The sequence below is a fragment of the Enterobacter sp. I4 genome, from assembly GCF_022669095.1.
Classification (GTDB): domain Bacteria; phylum Pseudomonadota; class Gammaproteobacteria; order Enterobacterales; family Enterobacteriaceae; genus Enterobacter; species Enterobacter pasteurii.
Window position 1 is genome coordinate 88,006 of the sequence record NZ_JALBUO010000002.1, and the last position, 12,359, is coordinate 100,364.

The window sequence follows — 12,359 nt, forward strand, 5'->3', positions numbered from 1 at the left end:
GCAGCAATGGGTTTTTAGACTCAGGACCCTTGATCAATTTGAAATCGGACACTCGAGGTTTACATATGAACAAAAACAGAGGGTTAACGCCTCTGGCGGTCGTTCTGATGCTCTCAGGCAGCTTAGCGCTTACAGGATGTGACGACAAACAGGCTCAACAAGGAGCGGAGCAGGTGCCAGAAGTTGGCGTCGTGACGCTCAAATCCGAACCTCTCCAGATCACAACAGAACTACCGGGCCGCACCAGCGCTTACCGCATTGCGGAAGTGCGTCCTCAGGTGAGCGGCATCATCCTGAAACGTAACTTCACCGAAGGCGGTGATGTGAAAGCAGGTGAGTCTCTGTATCAGATTGATCCAGCAACCTACCAGGCGTCTTATGAGAGCGCTAAAGGCGATTTGGCGAAAGCAGAAGCGGCAGCCAAAATTTCGCAGCTGACGTTGAATCGTTACAAGAAACTGCTCGGCACGCAGTACATCAGTCAGCAGGATTACGATACTGCACTGGCCGATGCACAGCAGGCCAATGCGGCCGTTGTGGCAGCGAAAGCGGCGGTAGAAACCGCGCGCATTAACCTGGCCTACACCAAAGTGACCTCCCCTATCAGCGGTCGCATTGGTAAGTCCGCCGTCACCGAAGGTGCGCTGGTACAAAACGGCCAAACCAACGCGCTGGCCACCGTGCAGCAGCTTGACCCGATCTACGTTGACGTCACGCAGTCCAGTAACGATTTCCTGCGTCTGAAACAGGAACTCGCCAGCGGCCAGCTGAAACAGGAAAACGGCAAAGCCAAAGTTGAGCTGGTTACCAACGACGGTATCAAGTTCTCACAGACCGGCACACTGGAATTTTCTGATGTGACCGTCGATCAGACCACCGGCTCTATCACTATCCGGGCCATTTTCCCGAATCCGGATAAAACGCTGCTGCCGGGTATGTTCGTACGCGCCCGCCTTGAAGAAGGGACTAACCCAACCGCACTGCTGGTTCCTCAGCAGGGTGTGACCCGTACGCCACGCGGCGATGCGAGCGCGCTGGTTGTGGGTGCCGATAACAAAGTCGAAACGCGCAATATCACTGCAACGCAGGCGATTGGTGACAAGTGGCTGGTGACGAAAGGTCTGAAAGATGGCGATCGCGTGATTATTACTGGTTTGCAAAAAGTTCGTCCTGGCGCGCAGGTAAAAGCGCAGGAAGTGAAATCTGACGACAAACAACAAGCGTCTGCCGCTGGCCAGTCAGAACAAACCAAGTCTTAACTTAAACAGGAGCCGTTAAGACATGCCTAATTTCTTTATCGATCGCCCCATATTTGCATGGGTGATCGCCATTATCATCATGCTGGCCGGGGGACTTGCGATCCTGAAGCTGCCTGTTGCGCAATATCCAACGATTGCGCCACCGGCGGTCACGATCTCCGCAACCTACCCGGGTGCTGATGCGAAAACGGTGCAGGATACCGTCACGCAGGTTATCGAACAGAACATGAACGGTATCGATAACCTGATGTACATGTCCTCAAACAGTGACTCAACCGGTACGGTACAGATCACCCTGACGTTTGAATCCGGTACGGATGCGGACATTGCGCAGGTTCAGGTGCAGAACAAACTGCAGCTGGCGATGCCGCTGCTGCCGCAGGAAGTACAACAGCAGGGTGTTAGCGTCGAGAAATCGTCCAGCAGCTTCCTGATGGTTGTCGGAGTAATCAACACCAACGGCACCATGACGCAGGAGGATATTTCCGACTACGTGGGCGCCAACATGAAGGACGCCATCAGCCGTACGTCTGGTGTGGGTGACGTTCAGCTGTTCGGTTCCCAGTACGCAATGCGTATCTGGATGGACCCGAACAAGCTGAACAACTTCCAGCTGACGCCGGTTGACGTGATTAACGCCATCAAAGCGCAGAACGCCCAGGTGGCAGCCGGTCAGTTGGGCGGCACGCCGCCGGTGAAAGGCCAGCAGCTTAACGCGTCTATCATTGCGCAAACGCGTCTGACCTCGGCGGATGAGTTCAGCAAAATTCTGCTGAAGGTGAATCAGGACGGTTCTCAGGTTCGCCTGCGTGACGTGGCGAAAGTGGAGCTGGGCGGCGAGAACTACGACGTTATCGCGAAGTTCAACGGCAAACCGGCTTCTGGTCTGGGTATCAAACTGGCGACAGGCGCTAACGCCCTGGACACCGCGACGGCTATCCGTGCAGAGCTGAAGAAGATGGAACCTTTCTTCCCGTCAGGTCTGAAAATTGTTTATCCGTATGACACCACGCCGTTCGTAAAAATTTCGATTCACGAAGTGGTAAAAACGCTGGTTGAGGCGATTATCCTCGTCTTCCTGGTAATGTACCTGTTCCTGCAAAACTTCCGTGCAACGCTGATCCCAACCATCGCCGTGCCGGTGGTACTGCTCGGGACCTTCGCGGTTCTGGCGATATTTGGCTACTCGATAAACACCCTGACGATGTTCGGGATGGTGCTCGCCATCGGCCTGCTGGTGGATGACGCCATCGTGGTGGTTGAAAACGTCGAGCGTGTGATGGCGGAAGAAGGCCTGCCGCCGAAGGAAGCAACCCGTAAATCCATGGGCCAGATCCAGGGCGCGCTGGTCGGTATCGCGATGGTACTGTCTGCGGTATTTATCCCGATGGCCTTCTTCGGGGGGTCAACCGGTGCGATTTACCGTCAGTTCTCAATCACCATCGTTTCAGCGATGGCGCTGTCGGTGCTGGTTGCGCTGATCCTGACGCCAGCCCTGTGTGCAACCATGCTGAAGCCGATTAAGAAAGGCGGTCACGGCGAGCACAAAGGGTTCTTCGGCTGGTTTAACCGCATGTTTGACAAGAGCACGCACCACTACACCGACAGCGTGGGTAATATCCTGCGCAGCACCGGTCGCTACCTGCTGCTCTACATCATCATCGTGGTAGGGATGGCCTTCCTGTTCGTTCGTCTGCCAAGCTCGTTCCTGCCAGATGAAGACCAGGGCGTGTTCCTGAGTATGGCCCAGCTTCCGGCAGGTGCGACGCAGGAGCGTACGCAGAAAGTGCTGGATGAGATGACCGACTACTTCCTGACGAAAGAGAAAGACAACGTTGAATCCGTGTTTGCGGTTAACGGCTTTGGCTTCGCGGGTCGTGGTCAGAACACCGGTATTGCCTTCGTTTCTCTGAAAGACTGGTCTGAACGTCCGGGCGATGAGAACAAAGTTGAAGCCATCACCGGCCGTGCAATGGCTACCTTCTCGCAGATTAAAGACGCGATGGTCTTCGCCTTTAACCTGCCAGCGATTGTTGAGCTGGGTACGGCGACCGGCTTCGACTTCCAGCTGATCGACCAGGGCGGTCTGGGCCACGAAAAACTGACCCAGGCGCGTAACCAGCTGTTTGGCGAGGTGGCAAAACACCCTGACCTTCTGGTGGGCGTGCGTCCTAACGGTCTGGAAGATACGCCGCAGTACAAGATCGACATCGACCAGGAGAAAGCTCAGGCGCTGGGCGTTTCCATCAGCGACATCAATACCACGCTGGGCGCAGCCTGGGGCGGTAGCTACGTCAACGACTTCATCGACCGCGGTCGTGTGAAGAAAGTGTACGTGATGTCTGAAGCGCAATACCGCATGTTGCCGAACGATATCAACAACTGGTACGTTCGCGGCAGCAATGGTCAGATGGTGCCGTTCTCCTCCTTCTCAACCTCGCGCTGGGAATATGGTTCGCCGCGTCTGGAGCGCTATAACGGCTTGCCGTCCATGGAAATTCTCGGTCAGGCGGCTCCGGGCCGAAGCACCGGTGAAGCCATGAACCTGATGGAAGAGTTAGCCAGCAAGCTGCCAGCAGGTATCGGCTATGACTGGACCGGCATGTCCTATCAGGAACGTCTGTCCGGTAACCAGGCCCCTGCCCTGTACGCCATTTCACTGATCGTGGTGTTCCTGTGTCTGGCGGCGCTGTACGAGAGCTGGTCGATACCGTTCTCCGTAATGCTGGTGGTGCCGTTGGGGGTTATCGGTGCGCTGCTTGCCGCAACCTTCCGCGGGCTGACCAACGACGTTTACTTCCAGGTGGGCCTGCTCACAACCATTGGCCTGTCGGCGAAGAACGCGATACTTATCGTTGAATTCGCCAAAGATCTGATGGAGAAAGAAGGTAAAGGCCTGATTGAAGCAACGCTGGAAGCGGTTCGTATGCGTCTGCGTCCAATCCTGATGACGTCCCTGGCGTTTATCCTTGGCGTTATGCCGCTGGTTATCAGCTCAGGCGCAGGCTCCGGCGCGCAGAACGCGGTAGGTACCGGCGTAATGGGTGGTATGGTCACCGCGACCGTTCTCGCCATCTTCTTTGTACCGGTGTTCTTCGTGGTGGTACGTCGCCGCTTTAGCCGCAAAAATGAGGATGTGGAGCACAATCATTCGGTAGAACATCACTGATACCGGTTTCACATGATAAAAAGGCCGCATTTGCGGCCTTTTTCATTTTCAGAAAAATTCATAAAATAGACTTATTGTGGTTTTATTTATTTTCACCCGTCCTGATAAGTCTTATCATAATAATCCGATAAGCTAATCGTAGAATTCAGCGTTGTTTTATTATCAATTCATCGCCTAAAATATTCGGACAATTCCTAAACCATCGTAAATACCGAAGATATCTGAATCCGGACTTCAAATGAAACGTTGCGCTAACTCAATGAATCTTAAGGAACGGATTAAAAAAAGTGTTTTTCAGGATAAAATTGTTCGCGTGAGTGGCCACATTTGCGTAAGCGCTCGCAGGGTAACGTTTTAATTGTAATTTTTCGTAATAGCGCGATGAAATCTTGATCAGAGTGGCTTATAGTTAGAGTTATCAGGAACACAGCACCCGTGTGGCTAAGCAAGTTGTATCCATCCCGACATGATGTTCGGTGAGTAAGAAATCACTCAAAAGGGGATGCGCTATGGACGAGTACTCGCCAAAAAGGCATGATATCGCGCAGTTGAAATTTCTCTGCGAATCCTTGTACCATGACTGCCTCGCCAACCTTGATGAAAGTAACCATGGCTGGGTGAACGATCCAACGTCTGCTATCAACTTACAGCTAAACGAGCTGATTGAGCATATCGCGACCTTCGCACTTAATTATAAAATTAAGTACAATGAAGATAATAAGTTGATAGAGCAAATTGATGAATACCTGGACGACACCTTTATGTTGTTCAGCAGCTACGGCATTAACGCACAGGATTTGCAGAAATGGCGTAAATCAGGAAACCGTCTATTTCGCTGCTTCACGAATGTCAGCAGAGCTAATCCGGTTAGTCTTTCCTGTTAAAATTATTACAAATACTAAGGTGAATTTATGTCTGATAAACCATTAACTAAAGTCGATTATTTGATGCGCCTGCGACGCTGTCAGTCAATTGACACGCTCGAACGCGTTATAGAAAAAAATAAATATGAGCTGTCTGATAATGAACTGGCTGTATTTTATTCAGCCGCCGACCATCGTCTTGCAGAACTGACGATGAATAAACTGTATGACAAGATCCCCTCTTCGGTATGGAAGTTTGTCCGTTAATCCCTGAAGAGGCAGTAAAGGCATTACGACCATTGTTAAGCTGAATTTACCTTTCGAATTACGCTTCACGTGCAAAAGCCAGGCTCCCGTGTAAAACGTCTGTACCCGCAATAATGTTGTGACTTCCGTCACAGCCATTTTTAGGGAACGTTCCCTTTCTGGTTAATCCTCATTACGCTACGTAAAACGATCCCAGAGAGGTTTCCCATGAGTGAAGAAAAACAGAAGATGATTGCGGGTCAATATTACCGCCCTGGCGATAACACGCTGCGGTCAGACCGTTTACGCGCGCGTCATCTTGTTCACCGCTATAATCATACCGCTCCCGATGAGAAAGCCGAGCGTAGCGCACTGCTGGCCGAGCTGCTGGGGCAAAGTGAAGGTGCCTACATCGAGCCGAGCTTCCGCTGCGATTACGGCTATAACATCTATCTGGGTAAAAATTTTTACGCCAACTTCGACTGCGTCATTCTGGACGTCTGCCCTGTTCATATTGGTGATAACTGTATGCTCGCGCCGGGTGTCCATATTTATACTGCCACCCATCCTCTGGATGCGGCCGAACGCAACAGCGGGCTTGAGTACGGTAAGCCGGTCACTATTGGGCATAACGTGTGGATCGGCGGGCGTGCGGTTATTAACCCGGGCGTGACGATTGGTGATAATGCGGTTGTGGCCTCCGGGGCCGTGGTGACCAAAAGCGTGCCGGCCAATACCGTCGTGGGCGGGAATCCGGCGAAAATCATAAAAATGCTCTAAACGTTCCCTGAGTAACTGTTATGCATTTTCCCGGCATAACTGTTACTTTCTTCGCGCAGATCCCTCTCATAAAATAGGCAGATCACCTGTATTTTCAACAATCATAAAGGCAAAAAATGACCGAGATACAGCGCCTGCTCATCGCCACCATCGACGATCTTAATATTCGCGAAAAACGTGACAACCGCCCGCGCTTTAGCATCAGCTTTATTCGTAAGCATCCCGGTTTGTTTGTCGGCATGTATGCAGCCTGGCTGGCAACGCTTATCGTGATGCTGAGGTCCGACACGCTGGCAGATTCCGTCTGGCTGCTTGTTGTGCTGTTCGTGGCGTTTAATGCGTTCTTCTTTTTCGACGTCAATCCGCGTTACCGGTATGAAGACATCGACGTACTCGATTTCCGCGTGTGCTACAACGGGGAATGGTATAACACACGCTATGTGCCGCCTGAACTTATCGACACCATAATGCGCTCACCTTCAGTCGAACCCGGTCTTAAGGAAAAGCTGAAAAAAATGGTTTCGACCAAAGGTGAACTCTCGTTTTATGACGTTTTCACGCTCTCCCGCCCTGCCAACGGCTAACGGGCCCCTCCCTGGAAGAGGCGCTAAGCGTTTGTTTAGCGCCTTTTTTTCCCCCCCTGAACCGCTTTAAAGCGCGGGTTGGATTTGCAAATAACGTACAGACGCCCTTTGCGCTTCACGATCTGACAGTCAGGATGGCGCTGTTTTGCGCTGCGCAGCGAGTTAAGTACCTGCATGGCTAGCCTCGCTTCGCGTCAAGAAAACCGCCAAAACGCTTGCGGAAGCGTGCCGCGCTACCGTCCGTCGAGAAGGTCTTCTGCTTCCCGGTATAGAACGGATGTGACTTTGACGAGACGTCAAGGGTGACGTAAGGATACGTGTTGCCATCAAGCTCAATCTCGCGGTCTGTCTTAATCGTCGAACCGACCTTAAAGAATTCATTGGCCGTGGTGTCGTGAAACACAACGGTACGATAGGTTGGATGGATATTGGGTTTCATTTCAGGCTCTCATGCATTGTTATAACATAACAAAATACTATCCGAGCCTTGATGCAAAAACAACCCTTCTGATAATGCAGCGGATCGCGGTATTTTTATGAAAGGCTTATCCGAGTACCTGCCTGAGAATTTCGCATGCTATAACTATATCATTTAGCGATAAAATCTTTCTTCACTGGCGAGCAGACTCAGAGCCTCCGGCGGGCAGATGAGAAGGAAACAGCAGCATGAAAACCCGACACCTGGTCAGTCTGGTAACAGGCGTACTGATCTTTTCTGTGCTGGTCCCGGTTTGCCTCAGCATCTGGCTGGCTCATCGCCAGGCAGAGGAAAAATTTGTGGATGCGCTGGACAACTATGCCTCACGCGTTCTGGTACGTACCGACAGGGTTGTCGCTCAGGCAAAGCAGGCGCTTACACACCTGCAAACCTTTGACGCTCCGCCCTGCAGTCCCCTGCATTTACATGAAATGCGTCGGGTCGCCTTTTCATGGCGCTACGTTCAGGAAGTCATGTACATCGACAGCCTGAAACCGCTCTGCTCTTCGCTTGAACAGTCCAGTAATACCGCGACCTTACCGCCCCCTTTGCGCATCACCGGGGATGGCTACAGCGCGTGGCTCACCTCGCAAAACGATCTTGGCATTCACCGCTATATGGTTGTGATGGGGAAAGGACACTACGTGGTAATGATCGATCCGGCGTCGCTTGTGGACGTCGTCCCGTTCGGCGAAATTACCACGGATGCGGCTCTGGTGGGCAGCACAACCCATCTTATCTTCGCCAGCAGCAACCGCTTCGATCCGCATCTTCTCAGGTATGTTAAGGATCGGCAGGATGTGACGAGCGTCCAGTACAACGGCTCAATGTACATCCTTAAGCCCGTACCCGAGCTGGGCTTTACGGTGATTGCCTGGGCGTCGCTAAAACCCCTGGCGGAAACCTGGCACCAGCAGCTGTTCATCTGGCTACCGGTGGGTATGCTGATAAGCCTGCTCGCAGCCCTTATTGTCCTGCGGATCCTCCGCCGCCTGCAGTCCCCGCGCAACCGCCTGATCGACGCGATCAACAACCGCGAGATCCAGGTTCATTACCAGCCCATTGTAGCGCTTTGCAGCGGCAGGCTGGTGGGGGCTGAAGCCCTGATGCGCTGGCCGCAGCCGGACGGCAGCAACCTGGCGCCGGATCTTTTTGTGCCCCTGGCCGAGGAAACGGGGCTCATCTCTCAGCTGACGCAGCTGGTGGTCAGCAGGGTATTTGAGGATCTGGGGTACTGGCTGCATCTTCACCCGGAGCTGCACATATCGATCAACCTTGCGCCCGGTGATTTAACCTCTCCCGAGCTGCCCCGTCAGTTGAGCAAGCTTCTGAACAAATGGGAAGTCCACCCGCAGCAAATCGCCCTTGAATTAACCGAGCGCGGGTTTGCCGATCCCGCCGTCAGCGCGCCTGCCATCGCCGCGTTTCGCCGTTCCGGGCACGCCATCTATATTGATGATTTCGGTACGGGCTACTCCAGCCTGAGCTATTTGCAGGATCTGGACGTGGATATCCTGAAGATCGATAAATCCTTCGTGGATGCGCTGGAGTATAAAAACGTCACGCCGCATATCATCGAAATGGCAAAATCGCTAAAGCTGGCGATGGTGGCGGAAGGGATTGAAACGGAGGGGCAGCTGGCATGGCTGCACCGCCACGGCGTGCAGTACGGACAGGGCTGGTACTACAGCAAGGCGCTGCCAAAAGAGGATTTCATTCTCTGGGCCGGGCAAAATATCAGCAAGCCTTCCTGCTGAGCGGGATGACGCGGCCACTGGCGTGGCCGCGCGTTACGTCTCAGCCGTTCTGCTGCCAGCTAAAGCTGTAGCGCAGCTGGCGGTTTTGCAGGATGAAGGCCGGCGCCACGCTCGGGCTCCAGGAGTCATCTCCCCCAACGCCCATGTGGAAGGCATCCAGGTTCAGCCAGCAGCCTGCCTCTTCCCGCAGCAGATGCTGATGCGTTGCCTCAGTCAGCTGCCGCTGGCCGTAGCGGCTCAGGGAGAAATGGAACCGCCCCTGCAGCTGATGCGAACCAAACGACAGCTCGCGGGTGTCGCAGCGCAGGCCGTTTTCCGACGGAAAGATATACGGCGTATGCATAGCCTTCAGCGGTAACGCCCACCGTCCCTGCTGCGCCGCCAGCTTTCTGTCCGGATAGTTTTCCAGCGGACCCAGCCCCAGCCAGCGTACCGTTTCCGGAATATCCACCAGCATAACGCTCAGGCCTACCCGGGCAGGCTCCGGAATATCGGACGCCACCGTCACCTGCACTTCACCGTGCAGCACGCCGTGGTCATCAATCCGCCAGATCTTGCGGCTCACGAACAGCGCTCTGTCCCGGTATTCCCAGACGTGCTGCGTGGTCACCACGGCTTCACGCTCGTGCTGCTCCGCATCACACCGGAGCAGGCGTGGCGACATCTCATACATACCCGCCGCTTTCCAGCGCTCCACCCATGCGTTCGGATCGATGCGGGTCGCCTCGCTGACGCCAATATCATTGTCCAGCGGCGCGCGGGTAAAGTTATCCGTGACAGGAGTAAGCAGCGTTTCAGCGCCCGTATTCCACCACTGGATCAGGTTCCCGGTGATGCGGCAAAACTGCCAGCGCTGCTGCTGATGGACGATATCCAGCAGCTCGTCCTGCACCGTTAGCTGCGGGGCCGTCCCGCCCGCTTCCGGTGGCGCAACGTACAGCGGAGCCGGAAGCGGCCATTGATCCCAGGCACAGCGGTGGCCGGACGGCGACCATGGCGTGCTCTTGGGTTGAACGATCTCAACGTTGAGCCAGACCTCACCCGGCCCGGCGGCAAGCGCAGGCAAAGGGATCTCAACGCGCTGTACTTCCTGCGGCGCGACAGAGAGCGCAATCTCGCCGGAGGCCACCGCCGCCCCGTCACGCGCTACGGACCAGTGCAGCTGTTCGTTGTCGGTATGACGGAACAGATAGTCGCTTTGAACCTCAACCACCAGCGGAGAAGTACTCACCAGCGTAAAGGTGAAAAACTGCTGGGCACGCTGCGCCTCGTAAAGGGCTGGATGCGGAGTGCGGTCCGGGAACACCAGTCCATTGAGGCAGAACTGACGATCGTTAGGCTTATCGCCAAAATCCCCGCCGTAGGCCCAGAATGGCGTGCCGTTCTCGTCTTCCTTCGTCAGCGCCTGATCGACCCAGTCCCAGACAAAGCCTCCCTGCAGCCGGGGATGGCTGCGGAACGCCTGCCAGTAGCTGGCGAAGCCGCCAAAGCTGTTGCCCATCGCGTGCGCATACTCGCACAGGATCAGCGGACGCGCTTCGTCCGGCATGCCGATCCACTTTTTAATCGACCACTTCGGCACCGCCGGGAACGGCTGATCCCAGTCGACGCGGGCATACATCGGGCAAACGATATCGGTTGCCGCCGTATTGGCCCCTCCGCCTTCATACTGCACCGGACGCGTGGGATCGGTGGTTTTCAGCCAGCGGTACAGCGCGTCGTGGTTCGCTCCATGACCCGACTCATTGCCCAGGGACCAGATGATAATTGACGGGTGATTACGGTCACGCTGGACCATACGGGTAACGCGCTCGCTCATGGCAGGCAGCCAGCGCGGATCGTCCGCGAGGCGGCTCATCGGCACCATGCCGTGGGTTTCGATATTCGCCTCGTCGACCACGTACAGGCCATAGCGATCGCACAGCGTGTACCACAGAGGATGGTTCGGGTAGTGCGAGCAGCGCACGGCGTTGAAGTTATGCTGCTTCATCAGCTCAATGTCGCGGCGCATGGTGGCTTCGTCCATCACCTGACCCTTTTCAGGATGATGTTCGTGGCGGTTCACGCCGCGGATCAGCAGCGGTTTGCCGTTGAGCTTCAGCAGGCCGTTGCTGATTTCAACGCGCCTGAAGCCGACATCGCAGGCTTCGGTCTCCAGCACGGTGCCCTGCGCATCCCTGAGCGTTATGGTCAGGCGATAAAGTGCCGGCGTTTCGGCGCTCCACAGCGCGGGGTTGTTTACCGGTATCGCAACCGTAAGCCGCTCCGCCCAGCTGCCGCGCTCGTCCACGACGGCCGAGCCTGGCTTTTGAACGGCGCGCGCGCAGGCTTCGCCATTACGCCACAGGGTAAACGCCACCTCGCACCCGGCGTAGCGTGATCCTTCCAGCGCAACGTCTGCCCGGAGTACCGCCCGATCGCATTCGGCATTCAGGTCGGTCACAATCCGGTAATCGGCGATCCGCGTTTCTGGCTTGTGCAGCAGCGAGACGTCGCGGAATATGCCGCTCATCCGCCACATATCCTGATCTTCCAGATAGCTGCCGTCGCACCAGCGCAGCACCATCACCGCCAGGCGGTTCTGACCCGGGCGCAGCACGGGGCTGAGATCGAACCCGGCAGGCAGGCGGCTGTCCTGTGAATAGCCAATCCACGTGCCGTTACACCACAGATGAAAAGCCGAATTAACTCCGTCAAAGACGATGCGGGTTTGCCCGCCGTGCAGCCAGGCCTCCTCCACGTCAAATGTGAGCGAGTAACAGCCGGTTGGGTTTTCAGCCGGAACATACGGCGGGTTCACCGGAAATGGGTAGGTGACGTTGGTATAAATGGGGGTATCGAACCCCTGCATCTGCCAGTTTGACGGCACGGGCATCCCGACGGCATCAGCGAGATCGTCCGTCACCCACGCCTCGGGCACCAGGTCTGGCGCGGCGTAGAAATTAAATCGCCAGCGGCCGTTAAGCGAGCGCTTACTCAGCGAAGGCTTATCCTCCCGGGCGAACGTTTCTTCACGCCAGCTGTGAAAAGGCGCGTGTGCGGGCAGACGGTTCCACTGCGTCACGCCGGGGTTTTCCCAGTCACGACGAGCGAGAAGTGCGCTGAGGGTCAGCGGGGGGATAGAAGACATATTAACCTCTTTGCGAAGCGCTCACAATTTACAGCCAACATGCCCTGGTAAACGGTCGCCGTAAAGGCCGAGATCGTCACCAGGCGAGCCCGA

At 55.2% G+C, this 12,359-nt stretch carries 10 protein-coding genes; 7 read left to right on the top strand and 3 right to left on the bottom strand.

The window, feature by feature from the left end:
- The first annotated feature begins 65 nt into the window (after window positions 1-65).
- The 6 genes from acrA (at window position 66) to MOQ06_RS12775 (ending at window position 6,901) form a co-directional block, all read left to right on the top strand.
- Complete coding sequence (acrA, locus tag MOQ06_RS12750) at window positions 66-1,259, top strand: multidrug efflux RND transporter periplasmic adaptor subunit AcrA (protein WP_148420311.1); 1,194 nt, start codon at window positions 66-68, stop codon at window positions 1,257-1,259.
- A gap of 22 nt (window positions 1,260-1,281) precedes the next feature.
- Window positions 1,282-4,428, top strand: a complete 3,147-nt coding sequence (acrB, locus tag MOQ06_RS12755) for a multidrug efflux RND transporter permease subunit AcrB (RefSeq protein WP_148420310.1) — start codon at window positions 1,282-1,284, stop codon at window positions 4,426-4,428.
- A gap of 509 nt (window positions 4,429-4,937) precedes the next feature.
- Entirely contained in the window at window positions 4,938-5,312 is a 375-nt protein-coding gene (tomB, locus tag MOQ06_RS12760; RefSeq protein ID WP_176611029.1) for an Hha toxicity modulator TomB, read from the top strand.
- A gap of 27 nt (window positions 5,313-5,339) precedes the next feature.
- The gene (locus MOQ06_RS12765) at window positions 5,340-5,558 is read left to right on the top strand and encodes an HHA domain-containing protein (RefSeq protein WP_015571250.1); all 219 of its coding nucleotides are present in this window, start codon (window positions 5,340-5,342) and stop codon (window positions 5,556-5,558) included.
- 207 nt (window positions 5,559-5,765) lie between these two features.
- Window positions 5,766-6,317: a maltose O-acetyltransferase gene (gene maa, locus MOQ06_RS12770; RefSeq protein WP_242173385.1), complete on the top strand. Its 552-nt coding sequence runs from the start codon at window positions 5,766-5,768 to the stop codon at window positions 6,315-6,317.
- 116 nt (window positions 6,318-6,433) lie between these two features.
- Entirely contained in the window at window positions 6,434-6,901 is a 468-nt protein-coding gene (locus MOQ06_RS12775) for a YlaC family protein (RefSeq protein ID WP_242173387.1), read from the top strand.
- Between the two features lie 35 nt (window positions 6,902-6,936).
- Here the strand turns inward: MOQ06_RS12775 and ykgO are convergent, their stop codons facing one another.
- Both ykgO and MOQ06_RS12785 read right to left on the bottom strand, forming a co-directional pair.
- Window positions 6,937-7,077, bottom strand: a complete 141-nt coding sequence (ykgO, locus tag MOQ06_RS12780; protein WP_034458060.1) for a type B 50S ribosomal protein L36 — start codon at window positions 7,075-7,077, stop codon at window positions 6,937-6,939.
- 2 nt (window positions 7,078-7,079) lie between these two features.
- Window positions 7,080-7,340, bottom strand: a complete 261-nt coding sequence (locus MOQ06_RS12785; protein ID WP_148420306.1) for a type B 50S ribosomal protein L31 — start codon at window positions 7,338-7,340, stop codon at window positions 7,080-7,082.
- Window positions 7,341-7,567: 227 nt separating this feature from the next.
- Between MOQ06_RS12785 and MOQ06_RS12790 the strand changes: the two genes are divergently transcribed.
- Entirely contained in the window at window positions 7,568-9,136 is a 1,569-nt protein-coding gene (locus MOQ06_RS12790) for an EAL domain-containing protein (protein ID WP_242173389.1), read from the top strand.
- Window positions 9,137-9,176: 40 nt separating this feature from the next.
- Here MOQ06_RS12790 and MOQ06_RS12795 read toward each other — a convergent pair whose 3' ends face one another.
- The gene (locus MOQ06_RS12795; RefSeq protein ID WP_242173391.1) at window positions 9,177-12,266 is read right to left on the bottom strand and encodes a beta-galactosidase; all 3,090 of its coding nucleotides are present in this window, start codon (window positions 12,264-12,266) and stop codon (window positions 9,177-9,179) included.
- Window positions 12,267-12,359: the final 93 nt, after the last annotated feature.

What these genes read in the sequence shown, in the direction of transcription:
- ykgO (WP_034458060.1), bottom strand. Translation starts at nt 7,077, where the DNA reads ATGCAGGTACTTAACTCGCTGCGCAGCGCAAAACAGCGCCATCCTGAC.
- MOQ06_RS12785 (WP_148420306.1), bottom strand. Translation starts at nt 7,340, where the DNA reads ATGAAACCCAATATCCATCCAACCTATCGTACCGTTGTGTTTCACGAC.
- maa (WP_242173385.1), top strand. Translation starts at nt 5,766, where the DNA reads ATGAGTGAAGAAAAACAGAAGATGATTGCGGGTCAATATTACCGCCCT.
- acrA (WP_148420311.1), top strand. Translation starts at nt 66, where the DNA reads ATGAACAAAAACAGAGGGTTAACGCCTCTGGCGGTCGTTCTGATGCTC.
- MOQ06_RS12775 (WP_242173387.1), top strand. Translation starts at nt 6,434, where the DNA reads ATGACCGAGATACAGCGCCTGCTCATCGCCACCATCGACGATCTTAAT.
- acrB (WP_148420310.1), top strand. Translation starts at nt 1,282, where the DNA reads ATGCCTAATTTCTTTATCGATCGCCCCATATTTGCATGGGTGATCGCC.
- MOQ06_RS12765 (WP_015571250.1), top strand. Translation starts at nt 5,340, where the DNA reads ATGTCTGATAAACCATTAACTAAAGTCGATTATTTGATGCGCCTGCGA.
- MOQ06_RS12790 (WP_242173389.1), top strand. Translation starts at nt 7,568, where the DNA reads ATGAAAACCCGACACCTGGTCAGTCTGGTAACAGGCGTACTGATCTTT.
- MOQ06_RS12795 (WP_242173391.1), bottom strand. Translation starts at nt 12,266, where the DNA reads ATGTCTTCTATCCCCCCGCTGACCCTCAGCGCACTTCTCGCTCGTCGT.
- tomB (WP_176611029.1), top strand. Translation starts at nt 4,938, where the DNA reads ATGGACGAGTACTCGCCAAAAAGGCATGATATCGCGCAGTTGAAATTT.